This is a genomic window from Streptomyces sp. E11-3, from assembly GCF_046540415.1.
Lineage (GTDB): Bacteria > Actinomycetota > Actinomycetes > Streptomycetales > Streptomycetaceae > Streptomyces.
Genome location: NZ_JAZGRL010000001.1, coordinates 477,677 through 497,378 on the forward strand (window position 1 = coordinate 477,677; position 19,702 = coordinate 497,378).

Annotated in this window: 20 protein-coding genes and 1 pseudogene; 15 read left to right on the forward strand and 6 right to left on the reverse strand. The window is 69.4% G+C overall.

The features are described 5' to 3' along the window. On the forward strand, positions 1-192 hold a 192-nt coding region (locus U9R90_RS02180; RefSeq protein WP_411054640.1), incomplete at its 5' end, for a hypothetical protein. Between the two features lie 266 nt (positions 193-458). On the opposite strand, the gene U9R90_RS02185 is transcribed toward U9R90_RS02180, so the two are convergent. Both U9R90_RS02185 and U9R90_RS02190 read right to left on the reverse strand, forming a co-directional pair. Beyond that, complete coding sequence (locus tag U9R90_RS02185; RefSeq protein ID WP_411054641.1) at positions 459-1,343, reverse strand: alpha/beta hydrolase; 885 nt, start codon at positions 1,341-1,343, stop codon at positions 459-461. Further along, positions 1,340-2,176, reverse strand: a complete 837-nt coding sequence (locus U9R90_RS02190; protein ID WP_411054642.1) for an MBL fold metallo-hydrolase — start codon at positions 2,174-2,176, stop codon at positions 1,340-1,342. The genes U9R90_RS02185 and U9R90_RS02190 overlap by 4 nt, the downstream gene beginning before the upstream one ends. Before the next feature lie 80 nt (positions 2,177-2,256). Here U9R90_RS02190 and U9R90_RS02195 point away from each other — a divergent pair, with 80 nt between their 5' ends. Then, positions 2,257-2,604: a winged helix-turn-helix transcriptional regulator gene (locus tag U9R90_RS02195; protein ID WP_411054643.1), complete on the forward strand. Its 348-nt coding sequence runs from the start codon at positions 2,257-2,259 to the stop codon at positions 2,602-2,604. A gap of 348 nt (positions 2,605-2,952) precedes the next feature. Here the strand turns inward: U9R90_RS02195 and U9R90_RS02200 are convergent. After that, a pseudogene (locus U9R90_RS02200) lies at positions 2,953-3,096 on the reverse strand (IS982 family transposase); the annotation flags it as partial. A gap of 234 nt (positions 3,097-3,330) precedes the next feature. Here U9R90_RS02200 and U9R90_RS02205 point away from each other — a divergent pair. The 13 genes from U9R90_RS02205 to U9R90_RS02265 all read left to right on the forward strand — a co-directional run bounded on the left by U9R90_RS02205 (position 3,331) and on the right by U9R90_RS02265 (position 17,378). Then, a complete protein-coding gene (locus U9R90_RS02205) occupies positions 3,331-3,720 on the forward strand; it encodes a hypothetical protein (protein ID WP_411054644.1) in 390 nt (129 codons plus the stop codon). A gap of 198 nt (positions 3,721-3,918) precedes the next feature. Next, positions 3,919-4,680, forward strand: coding sequence for a hypothetical protein (locus U9R90_RS02210; RefSeq protein WP_411054645.1), 762 nt, complete (start codon positions 3,919-3,921; stop codon positions 4,678-4,680). Between the two features lie 142 nt (positions 4,681-4,822). Further along, positions 4,823-5,299 (forward strand): hypothetical protein, encoded by a 477-nt coding sequence (locus U9R90_RS02215; RefSeq protein WP_411054646.1) that lies wholly within the window; start codon positions 4,823-4,825, stop codon positions 5,297-5,299. Then, positions 5,289-6,494: a HesA/MoeB/ThiF family protein gene (locus tag U9R90_RS02220; RefSeq protein ID WP_411054647.1), complete on the forward strand. Its 1,206-nt coding sequence runs from the start codon at positions 5,289-5,291 to the stop codon at positions 6,492-6,494. The genes U9R90_RS02215 and U9R90_RS02220 overlap by 11 nt, the downstream gene beginning before the upstream one ends. Continuing rightward, positions 6,491-7,006 (forward strand): ubiquitin-conjugating enzyme E2, encoded by a 516-nt coding sequence (locus U9R90_RS02225; RefSeq protein WP_411054648.1) that lies wholly within the window; start codon positions 6,491-6,493, stop codon positions 7,004-7,006. Before U9R90_RS02220 ends, U9R90_RS02225 begins: the two co-directional genes overlap by 4 nt. A 6-nt stretch (positions 7,007-7,012) precedes the next feature. Beyond that, positions 7,013-7,588 carry a hypothetical protein gene (locus U9R90_RS02230; protein ID WP_411054649.1) on the forward strand — a complete coding sequence of 192 codons (576 nt, stop codon included), beginning with the start codon at positions 7,013-7,015 and terminating at the stop codon, positions 7,586-7,588. 3 nt (positions 7,589-7,591) lie between these two features. After that, complete coding sequence (locus U9R90_RS02235) at positions 7,592-7,921, forward strand: EsaB/YukD family protein (protein WP_411054650.1); 330 nt, start codon at positions 7,592-7,594, stop codon at positions 7,919-7,921. Beyond that, the gene (locus U9R90_RS02240) at positions 7,918-9,585 is read left to right on the forward strand and encodes a Mov34/MPN/PAD-1 family protein (RefSeq protein WP_411054651.1); all 1,668 of its coding nucleotides are present in this window, start codon (positions 7,918-7,920) and stop codon (positions 9,583-9,585) included. Before U9R90_RS02235 ends, U9R90_RS02240 begins: the two co-directional genes overlap by 4 nt. 536 nt (positions 9,586-10,121) lie before the next feature. Next, complete coding sequence (locus tag U9R90_RS02245; protein ID WP_411054652.1) at positions 10,122-12,380, forward strand: hypothetical protein; 2,259 nt, start codon at positions 10,122-10,124, stop codon at positions 12,378-12,380. A gap of 2 nt (positions 12,381-12,382) precedes the next feature. Further along, positions 12,383-14,071 (forward strand): AAA family ATPase, encoded by a 1,689-nt coding sequence (locus U9R90_RS02250; RefSeq protein WP_411054653.1) that lies wholly within the window; start codon positions 12,383-12,385, stop codon positions 14,069-14,071. Then, positions 14,068-14,892: an SIR2 family protein gene (locus tag U9R90_RS02255; RefSeq protein ID WP_411054654.1), complete on the forward strand. Its 825-nt coding sequence runs from the start codon at positions 14,068-14,070 to the stop codon at positions 14,890-14,892. The genes U9R90_RS02250 and U9R90_RS02255 overlap by 4 nt, the downstream gene beginning before the upstream one ends. Next, positions 14,889-16,628: a hypothetical protein gene (locus U9R90_RS02260; protein ID WP_411054655.1), complete on the forward strand. Its 1,740-nt coding sequence runs from the start codon at positions 14,889-14,891 to the stop codon at positions 16,626-16,628. Before U9R90_RS02255 ends, U9R90_RS02260 begins: the two co-directional genes overlap by 4 nt. A gap of 9 nt (positions 16,629-16,637) precedes the next feature. Further along, positions 16,638-17,378, forward strand: coding sequence for a hypothetical protein (locus U9R90_RS02265; RefSeq protein ID WP_411054656.1), 741 nt, complete (start codon positions 16,638-16,640; stop codon positions 17,376-17,378). On the opposite strand, the gene U9R90_RS02270 is transcribed toward U9R90_RS02265, so the two are convergent. The 3 genes from U9R90_RS02270 to U9R90_RS02280 are packed head-to-tail and all read right to left on the reverse strand — an operon-like array spanning position 17,367 to position 19,482. Beyond that, on the reverse strand, positions 17,367-17,867 hold the full coding sequence (locus U9R90_RS02270) for a GNAT family N-acetyltransferase (protein ID WP_411054657.1): 501 nt from the start codon (positions 17,865-17,867) through the stop codon (positions 17,367-17,369). The genes U9R90_RS02265 and U9R90_RS02270 overlap by 12 nt on opposite strands. After that, positions 17,867-18,715 (reverse strand): SMP-30/gluconolactonase/LRE family protein, encoded by an 849-nt coding sequence (locus U9R90_RS02275; protein WP_411054658.1) that lies wholly within the window; start codon positions 18,713-18,715, stop codon positions 17,867-17,869. The genes U9R90_RS02270 and U9R90_RS02275 overlap by 1 nt, the downstream gene beginning before the upstream one ends. Further along, positions 18,712-19,482, reverse strand: a complete 771-nt coding sequence (locus U9R90_RS02280; RefSeq protein WP_411054659.1) for an IclR family transcriptional regulator — start codon at positions 19,480-19,482, stop codon at positions 18,712-18,714. Before U9R90_RS02280 ends, U9R90_RS02275 begins: the two co-directional genes overlap by 4 nt. Between the last annotated feature and the right edge of the window lie 220 nt (positions 19,483-19,702).

Below are 19,702 nucleotides of genomic sequence, written 5' to 3' on the forward strand. Positions count from 1 at the left end.
GGGGTGGCCGGCTGGGCGGGGTCGCCGTTCGAGGTGCCGGGGCGGTTCGGGTGGTTCATGAAGAGCCTTCCGCAGGGGGAACGTACCGAGGAAGGCCCGGCAGGACTGATCAGCCGACGAGGAAAGGGAAGCGGACGGGCAGCATCGCCAGCCGTCGCGGCCGCGCAAACGTTTAAGGCTAACAAAAAGTGAGCCCTCCCGTCAGGCTCTCCTCACGCTCACCCACCTGCGGGTGGGACACGCGCGATGGCCTGCTCGCGGGCAGCGGGCGTGCGTGATGAGGCATTCGAACTCGTGAGGGGTTGCCCCCAACACGCCTTCCCCATGGTCGTCCGGGCGTTCGGGGCTGGGCGTGACTGGACTGACCTGCGCCGTAGAGGTTGAGCAGCCTCGGGCAGGACGGTGCCGGACGGAGCCGCATGAGATGACCCACGTGACGGATTCTGGGCGAAGAGACCTCAGCCGAGGTGGCGGTGGAGGAAGTCGGCGGTCGTCTGGGCCGCCTGTCCCACATAAGGGGCTACGTCGTAGAGGTCGATGTGCTGCTCGCAGTCGAGCCAGCGGATCTCCTTCTCCCCCGCGGCCCGCTCGTACATCGCCTCGGCAAGCTCCGGCGAGCAGTAGTCGTCCGCCTTCCCGTGCACGATCAGCAGGGGAGTGGCGCCCAGCAGCTCGGCCGCGCCCAGCGCATCGAAGGTCATCAGCGAGTGCAACGAGCCCCGGGTGACCTGGTTGACCCAGGAGGCCGCCGCTCCGCGCTCGGTGCCGTAGTACGCGTACGGCTCCTCGCCGGGCATCGCCGCCTCCCCGCCGTTCGGGGCGACGGCGGGCAGCGTCTCGTCGTAGCGGTCCAGGAACGTGGCCAGGGCAGTGCGGTAGCGGTCGATGCCCATACCTCGGGCGAACCGCACCGGGCTGTTGTACGCCCCCGCGATCCCGGCCACCGCCCGCACCCGCGGGTCCGTGGCCACCGCTTTGACCGCGTAGCCGCCGCCCAGGCAGATGCCGACCAGGCCGATGCGGTCCTCGGCCACCTCCGCACGGTCGGCCAGTGCGCCGACGGCGGCCCGCAGATCCGCCAGCTTGCCCTGGCTGTCCTCGTGGCCGCGCCGCCCCGGGCTCTGGCCGAAGCCGCGGTGGTCGAAGGCGAGGGTGGCGAATCCGGACGCCGTGAGCAGCTCCGCGTAGGTGCCGGTGACCTGTTCCTTGATCCCGGTGAACGGGCCGGTGAGCGCCACTGCGGGAAAGGGGCCCGGCCCGTCGGGCAGCCGCAGCTCGCCGACCAGCTCCAGGCCGCCTTCGGGGCCGTCCGCGGTGAAGGCGACCTGTTCCAGGACCGTCATTTCCCGGCTCCCTTCGCCAATTCCCGGGCGACCGCGTCGGCGCCGAGCCCCACCATCCAGGGCAGCGCCGCCTGCGGCGAATACGCCTCCATCAATGCGGTCAGCTCGGCTTTCTGGTCGTCTGCCAGAGCGGGGCGGCCGTCGGCGATACGCAGCACGGCCTGGCGGAACATCAGCAGATACCGGCGCTGGGCGGACAACAGGCTCGTGTCGCCGGGCGCGCCGTGCCCGGGATACAGCGGCACCCCGGCCAGCTCCTGCTCCAGCCGGTCCAGTAGCCCCAGCCACGCTCCGGTATGGCCATCCGCGGTGTAGGAGTGCATCAGATCACCGAAGGCCAGGTCGCCGATGAAGGCAGCGCGTTCGGTTCCGGCCTCGACCAGGAGGCAGGAGTCGGCGTGGCTCTCGCCCGCGCCCAGCTCGTGGAGGGTGATCCGCAGCCCGCCGAGCTCCACGGTGACGCCGTCGCCCAGCGTTCGTTCCGGGACCCGGTAGCGGTCGGGCCACTCTCGCCCGTACAACGGCTGCCACTGCTCCCGCTTGGGTTCGGCGATCTCCGCGATGGTTTTGGCCACGGCCGCGCCGGCGTACACGGGGACGTCGTCGCCGACCGCGTAGGGCAGCCCGTTGAAGTGGTCGGGGTGGGCGTGGGTGACGAAGGCCGCGAGAACCGGGCCGCGCAGTGCGGCGGCACGCTCTGCGATGGCGTGGCCGTCGGAGACCCGCAATCCGGCGTCGATCAGCACCACGCCGTGCGGCGTTTGCAGCAGATAGGCGTTGGCGAAGATGCCGGACTCGTCCGCGGTGTACGTGTGAATGGCAAGATCGGTCATGACTCGACGCTAGAGGCGCACAACACCCCGGAACAGAAGGCACTTTGAAGTGCCTTTCCACAGAAGGGACCGTCACCGTCATGGCCCTGATCATCCCCGAGGTACTCGACCCCGGCTGCGCGACACGGCAGGCACTTGAGCGGCTCGGCAGCAAGTGGCGCGTCCTGCTGATCTACGCACTGCTCGCCGGGCCGCAACGCCATGCCCAGTTGCGCCGCCGGCTGCCCGGCATCACCCAGAAAATGCTCACCGAGACACTGCGCGGCATGGCCGCAGACGGACTGGTGGAGCGACGAGTCCTCAAGGAAGACCCGCCCGCACACGTGGAGTACGCCCTCACCGAACTCGGCAAGACCCTGCGCGAACCCCTGGCCGCCATCTGCGACTGGGCCACCACCCACACCACGTCGTCCACGTCTCCCGTATGAGGCCCGACCCTGGGCCTGCGCACCTGGGCACTGCCGAACAGGGCTTCCGCAGCACGGCCGCCATTGGGTACATGTCGTCCGAGGACCACGCGTAGTACCCGACGACCTCCGCCGACGCCGGCACGTCGACACGGAAGTCCCGGAACGTCTGCCGCGCGCCCACATCGGTGTGTGAGCCGGGAAAGGCATGCGGGAACTTCCTCGGCTCCGCGCTGCACGAGGCGACGCTCAGCACCGGCAGCAAGGCCAGGACCAGGCCGCCACCCCACGCCGGATGGGACGGCTCTGCACGGAGGGTCGCGCGTTCGTCGGGCTTGGCCCCGGTCAGGGCGAAGGCGATGGGCAGGCTCTGAAGGGTGCAGACCAGGTGCAGGCGCAGGCCCCAGAAGAGCGGCTGTGGCTGGCGCAGAAGCCGTATTCGGCCCAGCCTGCCAGGTCGGAGCGTTTGACGGTCTCGCGGGAGCGGCCGCATTCCACCGGGGTGGAGTCCACGACCTATACGTCGTCGCTCCACACCGAGGTGGTGGTGGCCAGGATCCGGTCGACGCTTCGCATCAGACCGGCGGGCGCCACGGCGCCAGCTCGGGATGCTCCTTCAGTATGTCGTCGGTCGCCGCATAGAGTGCCCTCGCGAGGGTGTCCACGTCGTTCGCCACAAGACGATCTTGGACACCCTCGTTCTCGTCTCCGCAGGCACCCCTTGGACCACACCACCAGGAGGAACCAGTGTCATACCCGCACCTGCTCACCCCCGAGGAGAAGCTCGCCGACGCGAAGAAGCAGCTGAGCCTCCCGCGTATCGTCGTGATCTGCGGCTCCACCCGCTTCATGACCGAGATGACCGAGGCCGAGCTGCGGGAGACCAAAGCCGGAAAGATTGTCGTCAAGCCGGGTTGCGACATGAAGTCGCCGCACGAACTCTGGTCCGATCCTGTCGAGGCCGAGGCGCTGAAGGTTCAACTCGACGATCTGCACCGGGCGAAGATCCGGCTCGCCGATGAGGTGCTCGTAGTCGGCGACTACATCGGAGACAGCACCCGAGCCGAAATCGCCTACGCCCGGTCGCTGGGCAAGCCCGTGCGGTTCACGCACCCCGAAGTCGACCCCGACGCCTGACCGCCCGCTGCCACCTCGACAACCAGGGCCGGCAGCCCGCCGCCTGACCGTCTCGCGGTGGCTTCGGCCGCCGCCCACCCCACACCCTTCGCAGCACCCCTTGGAATTGATCGTCTAGTCGGGACCGGGGCGGCATCCCTACGCTGAACTCTTCGACGGACTGCACCTTGGACGGGGTGCCGAGTGACCGGGGGATTCATGCGACGGACCTGGCAGCGTGTGCTCGGCGATCTCCGGACTCGCACGCATCTCGACGCGTACGTGGTCTCCGCGTGCGCGCTGGTCTTCAGCGCGCTGTCCCTGGTCGGTGATGTGCTGTCCCAGCGGCTCCAGTTGACGGTCCTGCTGGCCGGTGTGGGGCTGCTGGTCTTCCGGATCACGCTGCCCGGCCCGCGGGTCCCGGAGGTGGACGCGGTGCTGCACGACCGTACGGACCTCGAAGCGGTCTCGGTCGCCAGCCAGCTGGCCGGGGCCCGCGACGTCGCCGTCTTCGCCCCCTCGGGCATCAACCTGCTGAATTCGAGCACCTGCGAGGCGCTCCGCAGCCAGGTGCTGTCCCGCGCCGACGGCAAGGTGCGCGTTCTCCTGCTCGACCCCTCCGCGACCGAGGCCGTGCGGGTGGCCGCCCGACAGCTGGACGACGGGCAGGAGTTCGCCGTGGAACCGCTGGTTCCGTCGATACGGACCGTGATGTCCCGGATGGAGACGATGCGCGGCTGGAGTGTTCCGGGAAGTTTCGAGTATCGGCTCATCGACTTCAGCCCCGGATTCAGCCTGTTCGCCGTCGATCCCGGTACCAACAACGGATCGCTGATCGTCGAGTTTCACGCTGTTCACGGGCCTCACACGGGCACCCGTATGCACATCAACCTGAGCCGGGCCAGCAGTAATCGCTGGAATGACTACTGGATCGATCAGTTCGAGCATCTGTGGGCGCTGGGTCGGCCGCCTGTCAACTGACGGGCAGGGATTGGGGGTTCCGATTTCTGCCCCTGTCACCGTCTTGCTCGCCCGCCTGGTCCACGCTGATAATGGCCGCCCCGGACGGCCGCGAAAAGCAGGCGGATCACCCATGGGTTCGAATCTTTCACCGTTTCCCCGATTGGACTTCACGGGCTGGCACATCGCTCTGCCGGAGCGCGGCCGTCGGTTCCTCCTGCCCGCCGAAAACCTCCGGGCACCCCTGAATGCCGAGGTATCCGAACGCAAGTCCGGAATTTGGGTTCTGCACACCGAGTCAGGCCTCGGTGTGCTGATGCCGGACGGCATGGACGTCATCCGCAACGGCACCGCCGTCACCGGCATGGCCGTCCTGCACCAGGGCGACACTCTCGAACTCGGCGGCCGACTCGCCGTCTACGAAGAGGTCCAACACCTGACCCTCGCCCCCGGCGACGCTCTGACCGGCCGCCACTGCCCGCACTGCTTCACCGCCTTCACGGCGGGGACCGAGGTGATTCGCTGTCCGCTGTGCGGCGAGGGCTACTGCCCGGACTGCTGGGAGCACCTGGTGGGGAGCCGCTGCTGCTCGCGCAACTGCAGATTCTCCCCGGACAGTCAGGGGACGCATGGCCAGTGAGCGCTACGCCCGGCTGACGTCGCTCCCGTGGTGGCGTCAGGCTCTGCTGAAAGACGCCCGCGCGATCGTGGTCGGGGCCGGAGCTCTGGGGAACGAGGTCGTCAAGAACCTCGTCCTGCTCGGCTGGGGAACAGTCGTCCTGGTCGACTTCGACCGCGTGGAGGCCGGGAACCTCGGCAGGTCCGTGCTGTTCACAGACAAGGACATCGGGCGCCCCAAGGTCGAGGTCGCCCGGTCGGCCGCCGTACGGATCAACCCGGACTGCTCGGTTGTCGCCCTGGACGGGGAACTGCGCACCGTGGCGGGCGCCGGGCTGCTGGCCCGGATGGATGTCGCCTTCGGCTGTGTCGACAACGCGGCCGCCCGGATCGCGCTCGGGCAGCTCGCCGGACTGGCGGGCTGTCTGTACGTGGACGGGGGCCTCTCCCCGTGGGAGGGCGCGGTACGGCTGTACGCCCCGGACGACACCGGCCCCTGCTATGTGTGCACGCTGACCGAAGAGGACCTGCGCGAGCTGGCCCTGCGCCATTCCTGCCTCGCCTACGCCCGGCGCGCCCAGTACGGCCAGGGTGTGCCCACCACCGCACTCGGGGCATCGGTGGTGGCGGCGCTCATGGTCCAGCAGGCCGTGAAGTGGATCCACCACACCCCGGACACCCTGCCCGTCCGACTGGGCGAGGAGATACGCCTCGACCTCGCCACTGACCAGTACGTCCGCACCGCACTCCCCCGCCGCAAGGACTGCTGGCTGCACCCCCAGGCAGCCGCCTTGACCAGGGCCCCGGCCGCCTGGACGCACGCCGACACCAACTGGGCGGGGCTCCTCAGCTCCTGGCGTCACGCCTCCAACGAGCCCGGAGCCGTGCTGCGCCTGCCCATGGAGATCAACTCACGGGTGGTGTGCCCGCGATGCGGCAGCACCCACGTGGTCAACCACGTCCAGCCGAGCACGGACACACCCGATGACGACCACGGCGCCTGCGCCAACTGCGGCGCACCAACCGTCCCCGACCTGTCCAACCTGATGACCGGGGGAGAACCCTGGGCCGGGCTCTCCCCCGGTGAGACCGGCTTCCCTCCGTGGACCTGGGTCGCGGCCGACGGCGTGCACGCCAACAGCCCCGTGCACCTCGAACTCCCCGGATTCCCACCGGAGTCGGAACTGGCCGGACTCGACCCAAGGCGGCACGGATGACCTCACCTCACCACCGGCGGCTCACCAACGACTACGCGGGAATGCTCGACCTCGCCGAGCGCAGTGAGCTCATCAGCTTCCACAGCCTGGGAAATCCGCCCACGAAATACACCGTCAAGATGAGCTGTCTGGGCCTCGCTCAACTCAAGGGCGTCCTGATGAAGTCCGATGAGCATGAATTCGACCTCGTCCTGGGCGAGAAGTTTCCGGTGCTGCCACCGACCGTGGTCTGGAAGACGGCCATATTCCATCCGAACTTCAAACCGCCGACGGTATGCATGGGCGACATCTGGTATCCGGGCCTCCCACTCGCGGAACTGTGCTTGGCGCTGTGCGAACTCGTCCAGTACAAGTCCTTCAACATCTACGACCCGCTCGACACACAAGCCGCGCTGTGGCTCTGGGAGGAGCTGAGCCGGGACGAGACGATCGTGCCGATCGACCCTCGTCCGGCCGTCGTCCCGGCATTCGAGATCACGGCCTCTCCGCGCCCCGAACCAGGGAAGGAATAGGCCGACATGGCCAAGATCGACGCGCACACCGCCGCGGAATACTTCGACCAGCTCGGCTGGCACTACCGCATCGTCGACAACAACACCGTGCTCACCGGCGTACGGTGTCTCATCCCCTGCTACGACTACCGCGCGGCGCTGGAGGTGCGCACCGGCGAACGCTGGGTGTACCTGCGGGTGCTGCTGCAGCGCGATGTGCTGCCCGCCCGGCGCGTCACCGTCTTGCGGTTCATCTCCCGCTGGAACCAGCGATGCCATCAGGCACGGCTGCTCCTGGTCGACGACTGTGTCATCGTCCAGGCGGAAATCGCCACGGTGCAGTGCCACTCCGGCGCGTTCCGTGACGCCCTGTCGGCCGTGTGCCGGTACAGCGAACTCGTCGGGGTGGAGGTCTCCGTACTCGCCACGAACCCCACTGCCTGCGAACTCTACGAAGCGGTCGAAGCCGCTCGGGAGAACGACTACTCGCCCACCGCAGGCCGGAATCTCACGGCCGAAGAACTGGACTTCGACTTCGATCTGGTGGTCAATCCCACGTCGTCGTCCGCCGCCGTCCCCGCAACTTCAAGCGCCGCGAGGTAGAACATGACAGCCCCCGCTCCGGAATCGATTCCCGTCATTCTCCGTGCGAGTTTCGGCACCAGCTCCTGGGACATCAGCCTGCCCCTGGACATCAACGTCGCCGCCATCATCAAGAAACTCATCGACGCGAACCTGGGGTTCGACGACCAGGACAGCAGCGGACGCCGGATCCCCTACCGACTCCGGTGGAAGGAGGGGAACCGCTATCTCCTTGAGGGCGAGACCCTGCGCGCCGCCCAGGTCGCCGAAGGGCACACCCTGATCATGTCGGCCGAGGCGCGCGCCGGTGCCACCGCCGTGCGGCCGAAGACGTCGACTGGGGTCCGGTCATGACCGATGCCGACCCGGACTTCTCGATCAGCCCGGTGCCGAGGGTCTCCCTGAAGGACACGCCCCCGCGCATCGCGGACATTCCTGTGGGGAGCGACGGTTTCCGGCTTGAGGTCGCCGATCACGTACTGGCGGGCATGCGCAGCCACTCCGCGCTCGACCCTGAACAGGAGTGCGGAGGCGTCCTGCTGGGACGGCACTACCGGACCGGGGACCAGTACGCGGTACGGATCACCGACTCGCTCGCGGTGCCCAGCGAGAGCCGCAGCCAGGTGCACTTCGACTTCGACGACTCCTCCATGGACGCCATCCTGGCCCGCCTGGAGGAGGGCGCCGACGAGTACGTGGTCGGCTGGTACCACTCGCACGTGGACGGCGCCCCGTTCATGTCCCGCACCGACCAGCGGACCCACCAGCGCCACTTCGCCACCCCGTGGTACGTGTCCTGCGTGATCGGGGCCGGCGAGTGGGGCGTGCCGGTGGGCTTCTGGCGGTGGGCTGACGGCCGGCTGCGCACCATCGACGACTACTGCGTCACGACTCAGGCCGTCCCGCCGCGCTCCGGGCTGGAGAACCACCGGCGGTCCCTACGGGCCTGTGGCATGCCCGAGGACTCCGCCGAGACCTCCGCCCTGCGGGTGCTGAGCCTGTTCACGGCTCTCGGTATCGATCCCCGCGGCCCGCTGGGGCAGGCGCTGCTGCCACCGAAGCAGTCCTCGGCCGGCCGTCGGTGGCTGCTGGGGAGCGGCTCGGAGCTCCAACTCATCGTCGGACTCGCGAGCGCCGCGGCCGAGGACGTGCGCGCGGCGGCCGAACTGACGCTGGTCAAAGACCGGCTCCTGCGTACCCGCCCGCTGCGGGACGTCCTGCAACGCGTGCTGGTCGACGACGACTTCACCGACCACATCGCCGTACACCACGGCATCTGCTGCATGCTGGACCCGGACGCGGAGACGGTCCGCCGCTACGACATCGCCCGCGGCCTGTGGGTGCACGTGTCTCTGGGGGTCCGTCTGAGCACGCTCTCCTTCGGCCCCGACGACGATCTCTATCTCACGGCGGATGACCAGCGGTTGTACAAGCTGCCGCCGACCGTGAAGCAGAACGACGCGGGCTACCAGTACGAGTTCCACACCATGGTGATGAAGGGGCTCGACGGCACCTGCCGGCAGTTGCTCGCGGCCCAGGACGAGATCTGGGTACTCACCGACAGCCGCTGGTACCGCTACCCGTATCCCCAGCGCGTCGAGGGCATCAGCCCGCTGGCATCCGGGCCACTGCCCGCGGCTGACCACCACTTCGTCCTGGAAGAGCCGGTGTCCGAGTCGTCCTCCGCGCCCTTTCTGCTCACCGCCGGAAACGGTTCGCTCAGTACCTGGCGCCACGAGGCCGGGACATGGGTGTTGCGGGGTACGTCCGACCTGCCCCAGCCGTTCCACGACGTACCGGTGGTGCAGGTCTGCTGTGGAGGATCGGGCATCCACGTCCTGTTCGAGCACCGCACGGGACGTCAACTCGCCCTCTTCGAACGGGAGTCGCTGCGGCTGCTCTGCCACTTCCTCGACTCGGACAACATCGACCCGGTCAAGCCCACGGGCCTAGGCGCGGACCGCGCCGGGCGTGTCTACGTCCGGGCCGACGAGTCGCTGTACCGGTTCAGGGTCTGAGCGGGCCTGCGAGCGTGCGCGGCGGGGAGAGCGGGGAGGGGGAGAGCGGATGACCGTACCGACGGTGGTCGAGTGTCTGCTCGACGGCGATCCGGTGCGCGCGGCCCGCGCGTTCGCCGCGGTCCATGGACTGACCGAACCGACCACGGTGCCGCGGTCGGTGGCCGTCGACGACGACGCCGTCCGTGCGCTGGCCGACGCGGTGCGCGAGGGGCGGTCCGATGACGCGGAGTGGTGGGCGCGGGTCGCCGAACTCTGGCTGGCCGTGCGTATGGCCGCCACCGCGACCTCCTGCACCCTGCGCGCCCGGCACCTGCTCAACCAGGGGGTGCGGCCTGCTCCGGGACTGGTCCGGCGGCTCAGCGAGACGGACGCGGCGGGGGGGGGGGGGGGCGCCCCCCCCCCCCCCCCCCCCCCCCCCCCCCCCCCCCCCCCCCGACGACACGACCGCCCCCACCGAACCCGAAGGCGGCTACGCCAAGTTCGCGAGGCTGCTCAGCCGACGGACAAGCGTGGCGACTCTTGTCGACACGGACATGAGGCGACGGTGGTACCGGGAGGGCCGGTACTGGCTGATCGTGGAGGAACTGCTGGGCCAGGCCGCGCTGCGGCCGCTGGAGCACTGGCTGTACGTCGACACCGAGGATCTGGTGCTCTGCGGCCGTGCCCTGCACGCGCTGGGCGACCGTGTCTCGGCGTACGCCTGCTTCCGCCTGGTCGTGTCCGTGCACGGTGAGCCCGCCGCGGAGTTCGGCGACGCCGACCCCGGCGATCCCCACGTGCGGTACGCGCATACCTACCTGAACCGCTCGCCTGCTCTGGCGGACCGGCTCGGCGAGCCGTCGCCGCCGGGGCCTCACCTGGGGGGCTCGGCGCTCGCCCAGTGGCTGGAGCGGGAGGGCCTGCAGGAGCAGCTGCTGGAAGGCCCGCTGGTGCGGAACCTGTGCGCCGGGCCGATGCGGGGCCGTCGCCGAAGGCTGCGCCGTCAGCTCGAAGGCATCGCCCGGCGCAGCGGCTGGTTCCTGCCCCTGACCGACCTGATGCCCGCCGCCCCGGACATCCCGGATACGGCGCCACCGGTCACCGCGCCCCCGCCCCCGGACATCCCGGATACGGCGCCACCGGTCACCGCGCCCCCGCCCTCGCTGCCGACCCCCCTTCGGGACAGCGTCCGCGGCATCCGCGCGCAGGCGGGTGTTGGCGCGGGCACGGCCCGGCGACGCGCCTGGCCCGCGCCGGACAGCCTGCCCGAGTACCCGCCACCGGACCTGACCGGGACCCGGTCCCCGGCCGTGCGCGAGGGCCTGCCCGGCAGTCTCCCGTCGACCTCGGACCCCGTACTCCTGCGGGCGGTGGTCGGCATCGGTCCGGATGGTGGCGACCAGGTCCTGGAGGTCGCGCCGGGCAGCCCGGCGCTGCTGCTCGGCAGCGCCGGCGACGCGGAGCTGAGCGGTCACCTGGCGGCGGAACTGGTGGGCGCCGATGTCCCGGTGCTGTGGGCCCGGCTCCCCGGGCCGGAGGATCCCGCGCACCGCGTCACCGGCAGCTGGCACCGGCTGGCCGACGGAGGCCCCTGGGGGCGGCGCGCGCACGCCTGGGTGGCGGAGTTCCAGCGCCCCGACACCCGGGCGGCGGTCCTCGACTGTCTGATCGCAGGAATGGGTCCGTGCCCCGACCCGGCGGGCGACGACTGCCTGAGCGGGCTGCTCGACGCGGTCTGCGGTGACGACGGAGCGCGCGAACTGGCCGCGAGTGGCAGCCAAGCACCGCGTCGAATCGCCGCCCGGGTGGTCGAGGCCCGGGCACGCCTCAGCTTCCGCGGTCCCGACGCGCTGCGCCGCGTCGCTCTGCTCCTGGAACGCACCACGAGGGCGGCCCAATCCCTGCGCGAGGCCATCTCGTTGAGCTGGCAGGATCCGCGCGATCCGGTGCCGGAAGCGCCGCGCGGGGTGCTCCTGGAGCTGCCCGCCGACGACACGACGGCCGCGGCCGTGGCGCTCGCCCTCGTCACGGGGTCCCTCATCCACGCCGCCGAGGCCGTGCGGGAGTCCGACAGCCCTCCGACAGCCGCGACGCATATCTGGCCCGAGGGATTCGAGCTCAGGGCACGGCCGCGGGGCACCGACGAACAGACCGCCGAGACCGACCCGTCCGACGACACCGACGGCACAGAGGGCACAGAGGGCACAGAGGGCACAGACGACATCGCCGACACCGTTACCGTCACCAACACCGCCGTCGTCACCAACACTACCGCCGACGCCGACGCGCCGGAGCCGCTGGCCGCCCTACTCGACTACCAGGACGACGACTCCTGGTTCGACATCTCCCAGGACGACCACACCGACCACACCGATCACGCCACCCGGACGGAGTTCGCCACCCGGACGGAGTTCGCCTCGGCCTGGACGGAGCGGGGGATGGTCCGTCCGCACACGTGGCAGCCGGTGTGCGTGCTGGTGTCCGGGAGCCTCGCGACCGTACCGGCTCGGGTCCTCGACTGGTTCGGGGCCGACGGAGCCGCACACGGTCACGGTCTGGTCGTCGCGAGTACCGCCGCCTCACCCGCCGAGCTGCGTACGGCAGCACGCTACGGCACGTTCCTGGTGGGCGAACTCGCCGACCGGCACGGCGAGCTGCGTACGGCGTTGGAGGTGGGGGCCGGAGTCCGGCTGCCGCCCGCGGCCGACGGGCAGCATGCCCCCGCGTGCCTGGTGCGCTGCACCGGCCCGGGCGCCACCCGCTCCGCACGGCTCATGCTGTGGCCACGTCCCACGACCGGAGGGGAGGGATGACCATGCGACGTCCGCGCGACTGGGAGATCCACTACGAGCAGGGGGTCGAGGCGCTGCGAGAGGAGCGGGTCGAGGACGCTCGGTCGCTGTTCGACAAGGCCGTCGCGGCCGGCGCCGACCGCTGGGAGGCGTACTACGCCCGTGCCTGGGCCTCGACGCGGTCCGCGACAGACGCGGACGATTCCCGGCTGCACCTGGCGGAGGACGATCTCCGACGCGCCGTCGAGGAGTTCGGGGCCGGGGGTGACGCCACCGCGCTGCGCGGAGAGCTCGCCGCCTGGCGCGGGGACCACGAACAGGCCTTTGAGCACTATCTGCGCGCGCTTGGCCGCAGCAGCAGGCCCTCTCTCGTCGAGGAAGGGGTCTGCGAGGAGCTGGCGATGCTGCTTGACCAGCTGGAGACGGAGACCGAGGCCGAGGACGCGCTCGTGGTGTGCGAGCGGCTGGTACGGCTGGTGCAGGCGGCGCCCCTGCCGCCGAAGCGCGCCGACGAGCTGCTGGCCGAAGTGATCGCCACCCGGGCCCACTGCCACCGCTCGGCGGGCCACCACGAGGCCTACCAGTCGGACGTCGACACGGTCGCCCGGCTCATGCCGGACCACCCCATGGCCGCCGACGGCAGCCCCAAGAGCGCGTCGACGCATACGGCCGCGCCGAAGTCCGCCGCTTCCGAACCGACCTTCGCCGCCGTGGGCGGTCTCGATCACCCGGGCAGCTTCACCAGCACCGTCAAGCAGCTGTTCGAGACCTACTTCGCCTCGCCCGACATCGAGGCCCTGCGCCGGAAGCTGGCCGAGTACGGGCAGTCGCCGACCCAGTCCCTGCTGATGTTCGGTCCGTCGGGCTGCGGCAAGACCCACATCATCCGGGCCCTCGCCGGCGAGTACCAGGCCAGGCACCAGCTGGACCTGCCCATCGTGCGAATCCGCCTCAACGAGGTCCTGAACCGGTACGTAGGCGACGACCAGAAAGCCCTCACGAGCCTGATCGACCAGGTCATCGACCTCCAGCCGGCCATTCTCTTCGCCGACGAGGTGGACGCCATCGGTATGTCCCGGGAGGACAGCCAGGACTGGCGCATCCATCTGGCCGCGCACTGGATCCAGGAAGTCGACCGGCTTCGCGAGTCCGGTGCCGCGGTGCTGTTCTTCGGCTGCACCAACCGCATCTGGGGCATCGACCCGGCGATGCTGCGCCGCTTCGACCAGAAGCTGCCGGTGGAACTCCCCGGCCCGGAGGTGCGCTCCCAGGTCTTCGAGCTCTATCTCAACCGGCTCAGCACCCGCGTACGTCCGGAGTCGGCCGACCTGAAGCTCCTGGCGGAGCGGTCCCACGGACTGACCCCCGGTGACATCCAGCAGGTGGTCAACCGTGCCTCCCAGGAGTTGCTGGGCCAGGCCGACGGCGCGGCGAGACTCACCCAGGAGGCCCTGCTGCGGGTGCTGCGCGCCTACAGCCAGCCCATGCATGTCCAGGAGTGGGTGCGCCAGTCGGTCGCCGCGCTGCGCAACAACCACCTCGACGCCATGGCGGAGCAGGTCGAGCGGACGTACGGGCCGTTTGTCGCCGACTTCGACGCACTGGTGCAGGACACGGGCTCGGGGACGCCCGCCTGGCGGCTCGTACCGGAGGACGCCTGGACCGAACAGCCCCACTTCGACTTCAGCCTTATGCGAGACATGCGGAGATGACATTGAGCGCACAGGACACGGTCGGCTTCCTCGTCGATTACATGAAGTCGGCTCGCTCCGACGTACCCCGCGAGGGCAAGCCGGTCTTCTGGCTGGGCGCCGGCTGCTCGGCCCACGACGGCGTGCCCCTCAACGCCGAACTGCTCCGCCGGGCCATGCCCGACGACCGGGGCACCTGGGGCAGTCCGCAGTACCGGTTCGACGTGTTCTGCGACAACATCGGAGCGGACCTGTCCAGGGCCGACTTCCTCGCTCCGCACGTCAAACGGACCCCGCGCCCCGACTCCCCCTATCACGGCCTCACCCGGCTGATGCGGGCCGGATACGCCGACGTGGTCTTCACCTTCAACATCGACAACCTGCTGGAACAGGCCTTCCACGCGGCCGGACTGCGTGAGCACGAGGATTACGAAGTGGTCCTCGTACCGGAGTTGGTGCCGGACGTGGTCGCCCCACGGATCTCCCCGCACCACGGTCCCCGGCTGCGGATCGTGAAGCTGCACGGCGACTACCGGTGGGGCATCAACTTCATGACCAGCACCGAGATCACCCAGTACCCGGAGGCGATCCGCAAGGCCGTGGAGATGTGGTCCGGACAGCCCGCCGTGGTGTGCGGCTACTCGTTCTTCCACCTCAACGTCCTGGAGGCGTTCAGCCGCACCGGCTCCTACATGGTCTACGCCAACCTGCAGTTCCCGGACGCGCCCATGGTGCTGTCGCTCATGTCGGCCAGGAACCCCAAGTCGGCGTGGTTCGTCGACGGCGACCTCGGCTGCTTCGGCGGGTTCATCGCCGCGTTGGAGGAGGGACTCATGCCATGAGCGACCTGAACGTCGCACAGTTCAGCATGAACCTGAAGCTGCACAACCAGCAGAGCGATTGGAACGCGGCGCTCGTCGTCGGATTCGACGGCGGCGCGGCGCTCCTCAAGCATCCGCGCCCTCAGGTGTTCGAGGATGACCTGGGGGTTCCGGTGCACCGCAGAGTCGACACGGCCTGGCGCAGCATTCTGGGGGAGAAGCAGCACCGTAGGCAGTGGATGGAGGAGCACACCTCGCCGCCGGACGGGGAGCCCGACACGGAGGCCCTGTGGTGCATCGCACGGCTGGTCCGGGACGGGTACCTCCGGTCGATCATCGCCACGGACAACGCGGGTAGGTTCTACGCGTCCCTGACTGAACTCGGCGTGACGATGACGCGGTACGAGTGCAGCGAGTCGCTGCCCCACGTACTGGAGATCAAGGCCAAGGGCCCGCACCCGCTCTTCATCAACGCCGGGGAGCATCTGCTCTACGGTTGTGAGCCGGACATCTGCGACAACGGCGCCGAGCATGTCGGTGGGATGCACCAAGCCCTCAGATCCCACCTGGAGGGGTTCAACGCCGTGTACTGCTGGGGTTGGTGCGAGATCAACCACCAGCTCGACTCGGTGATCCTGAACACCGAGAAGCGGCTCAAGGTCCTGGGCTGGTACGAGACCACCCGGAAGGCGATCAAGCTTCGGACCGCGTTCGACATCGTGGTGTGCGACGGCTCGCTGGAGATGGCGACAACCGACGTACTGCACCAACTGGCCAAGGAACTCTTCGACGACGAGAAGGCCCCGCTTCCGACCGCCCCCTGGCAGCCCCCGGCCGAATCGGGCCGGGCGGCCCCGCCGACGGCGGCGGCCCCGCGCCCGCTGCTTTCCGACGAGCTCCTCGCCCAACTGGTCGCCAACGTCCAGCGGCACCGGATCAGTTATATCGGCGTCGACGGAGAACTGGCCCGAGGGCGCTGCTTCGACTGGCTCACGGCCGAACTGAACGCACGGGGCCGTGACGTCTTCGTACGCACCGACAGCGATATCTCCGTACTGGGCCAACTGGCCATGACGGTGTCCGGGCTCGACGGCAACGTCTGGTTCGTCGGTCAGCTGAACGGCAGCGGAACGGCCGACCGGGCGTGGCTGAGCACCCTGTTGGCCTACTCCCAGCGCTGGAGCGGCCATGGCGAGGAGCCGCCCGGCGAACGAGGCGATTCAGGGTCTCGTGTGGTGCTGCTCCTTCCGGCACGGGCCGCGGGTGAACTTCAAAGCGAACTTCCCCCAGACGACGAAACCTACTTCATGTCCGTATTCGCCGACAGTCATCTGGACCAGAAGACGGTGGTCAAGTACGTACACACAACGGCCGGTCCGCCTCTCACGGAGGTCAGTCCGGTCGAGGTGATAGAGCTGGCGGAGAAGATGATCGACCAGTGCAGGGCCGACAGTGCGGCCCCGCTGGACTGGCTGCACGACGCCCTGGACCTGTGGCGAAGGCTGATCAAGTCGAAGATCGCCGCTCGGACCGCCGAGAAGGCCGACGCGGATCAGCAGCCTCTGCTCACTTTCGACGACCTCCTGGGGCTCTGGGACGAGGCCGGAAACCGCATGACCCAGGCCGATGGACCGCTGGACTTCGAACTCGGACCTGTGCATCGTCGAGAGGAGGACAACCCACCTGAGGACGACGATCCCCCCGATGACGCCGACCCGCCTGACTTCCAGCTCGGTCCTGCCACCCCGCGGCAGTAGGAGACAACGATGTACTACCGTGAGGTCGACAAGTGGGAGCATCAGCAGGAGAGCCTGACGGATCCGGATCTGAGCCTCAGGACGAAGGACAGCTGGCTGTCCGTCAACCTTGCGCCGTCCGATCGGATACACAGCAGCGGGCCGACCGTCGAACTGCTCGCGAACCTCCAGGACAGGCGCTTCAAGCTGACCTACGAGATGACCGGCGACCTCATGCGCGTGCGCGACAGGCTGTCGAGCATCAAACACAGCCATGAGGTACGCACCGAGCACGCCCGCCGCGAGGCGATGGCCTCCGTCTCGCCCGGACTGTCCGCGAAGTCCGAGGCCACCGCTCTTCAGGACGGCGTGGTCGAGCTCCTCACCTGGCAGTCCTTCCTGGACGCCGCCTCGGCGCTGCGGGATGTGGCGGAATTTGACGACCGGCAGTACAAGGAGCAGGATCTGCTGCTCGACACGGTCGCCGACATGTGCCGCTACTGGCTGGCGACGATCCTCGACCGGGTCCGCAACCGGCGCGACGGCGTGGAGTTCATCCGCTCGCTGCTCCGCTCAGAGCTGGAGATCCTGGTCAACCTCGGTGTGCGACTGGCTCGGGAGCCCGCGCTCAGGCCTGCGCTCCAGGACGAGCTGACAGAGGTCTACCGCAACGACGAACTGTCCCCCGCGACCAGGCGCCATGCCTTCAACTCCATGCAGCCGATCACCCAGGAAGCGGTCGTCACCGTGGACAACGTCTCACTGTCGTGAGCCTGCTCCGAGCCCTGTTCCGGAACCTGTTCCGGAACCCCTTCCGACGGGCGCGGGCCGTCGCAGCATGTAGATGTCGATCGGGTCCTGCGCCTCCACGGTGAACCCGTGGCGCTCGTACAGCCGACGGGCGGCGCTGCCCTGCAGGACGTTCAGGCGGACGAGCGTGCCGTCGGCATCGGTCCGCTTCAGCAGTGTTCGCAGGACGGCCGAACCGAGCCCTCGCCCTTGGTTACCTGGGGCGAGATAGAAGTGCTCCAGCCACCGCCCGTCCTCGGCCGGTCGCAAGGTGACGCAGCCCGCGAAGGCGCCGTCGGCCACGATGACCGACGTGTGCCGCGGGGAGAAGGAATCCCGCAGCCGCTGCCGGACCCGGTGCTCGTCGAACCGGCCCAACCGCTCCAGGTCCGGGCGCATCACCTCAGCCCGCAGCTCCGCGATCGCCTCCACGTCCGCCAGTTCCGCGGGGCGCATGTCCCAGGTGGTCATCAGCCGTCGAACCCCGGGCTCGGGTGGCCCTGGCCCGCGTCCGGGAGTACCAGGAGGGAGCCCGCGAGGGGGTGAGGGGCGGACAAGCCGGTGCGGGCTGTGGTGATGTACAGGTCGCGGAGGTCGGGGCCGCCGAAAGCGCAGGCCGTGGGGCGGTATACGGGGAGGTCGACCGTGCGGTCCAGGTCGCCGCGTGGGGTGTAGCGGCGGAGTTGGGCGCCGCCCCAGAGGGCGATCCACACGCAGCCGTCGGCGTCCACGGTCAGGCCGTCGGGAAAGCCGGCGTTCGGCTCGATGGTCGCCAAGGGGCGGCGGTCGAGCGGGAGTTCGCCGTCCATGCGGCAGACGTCGACGCGGCGCGTGGGGCTGTCGACGTAGTACATCAGCGAGCCGTCGGGGCTCCAGCCGATGCCGTTGCTGACGGCGACGGGAGTGTCGGGGAAGACTCTGGTGACGTCCCCGACGGGGGAGACTCGGGTCAGCGTGCCGCCGCCGCTCGCCTCGTCGTAGCGCATGGTGCCCGCCCACAGGGACCCGTCGGGCGCCACGGCCGCGTCGTTGCCGCGTCGGCCCGGCACCGGGTCGTGGATCAGCCAGGAGAACGTGCCGTCCGGGGCGTACAGACCGATGCCGTCCCGGAGGTTGACCACCAGGCCGCCGCCGACTCTCGGCTTCGCCGCCCCGACGTGCTGCTCGGTGGCCATGACGGTGCGGCGGCCGTCCGCGGGGCTGTAGGTGTGGACACGGGAGCCCAGGATGTCCACCCAGATCAGGCGCCGGGTGTCCGGGTCCCAGGTGGGGCCCTCACCGAGTGCCGCCCGTTCCCGTACCGCGACCTCGACCCTCACCTGGTGCCCCGGTGCCCGAGCCGTACGGACAGGTCGGCCGCGCCCTTGGCGGCCAGTTCGGCGAGCTCGCCCTCGCGGTCCTCAGTCCACCGGATCATCGGTACGGAGATGGACAGCGCGGCGACGACCCGGCCCGCGCTGTCGCGTACGGGAGCGGCGACACAGCTCACGTCCGGGTTGGACTCCTGGTGCTCGGCGGCGATGCCGCGTTCGCGGATGTCGGCGAGTGCGGCGCGCAGCGCGTCGGGGTCGGTGATGCTGCCCGGCGTCATGGCGACTAGTTCGCTGCCTTCGAGGCGGGCGTCCAGCTCGCCCGCGGGCAGTGAGGCAAGCAGCATCTTGCCCACCGATGTGCAGTGCGCGGGGAGTCTGCGGCCCGCGGCCGAGACCATCCGGACCGCGTGCGTGGAGTCCACCTTGGCGATGTAGATGACGTCGGTGTCCTCAAGGATCGCGACGTGGACGGTCTCGTCGCAGGTCTCGGCGACCTCGCGGGCCACCCGCTGCCCCTCGGCGGCGAGGTCGAGCTGTTCCGCGTACCGGCTGCCCAACTGGTAGGTGCGGACGCCGAGTCGGTAGCGGCCGGGCTGTTCGGGTACGGACACCACATAGGAGCGGGCAGCCAGGGTGGTCAGCAGCTCGTGCACGGTGGTGCGCGGCAGCTGGAGCTTGCGTGTGACATCCGGCGCGGAGAGGGTTCCGTCGCCTTCAAGGAACAGTTCGAGTATGTCCAGCGCCCTGGTCACCGCGGGGACAAGGCGTCCCATGGCCTCCACCACTCTTCCGTTCGAGACTTCGGGCAGTGCCCGGTATGACGAACATAGGCTAGCCATCGCTCCGTTCGCCCGGCAATGGGTTGGGCGGGATCCACCGGTGCACAACCCATTGACACCCCTGGGAGACGCTGATTACGGTCACGCCAACATTTCGAACGCATGACGAAATCTCGAACGACTCCCACGGACTCAGCGGACCAACGGACTCACG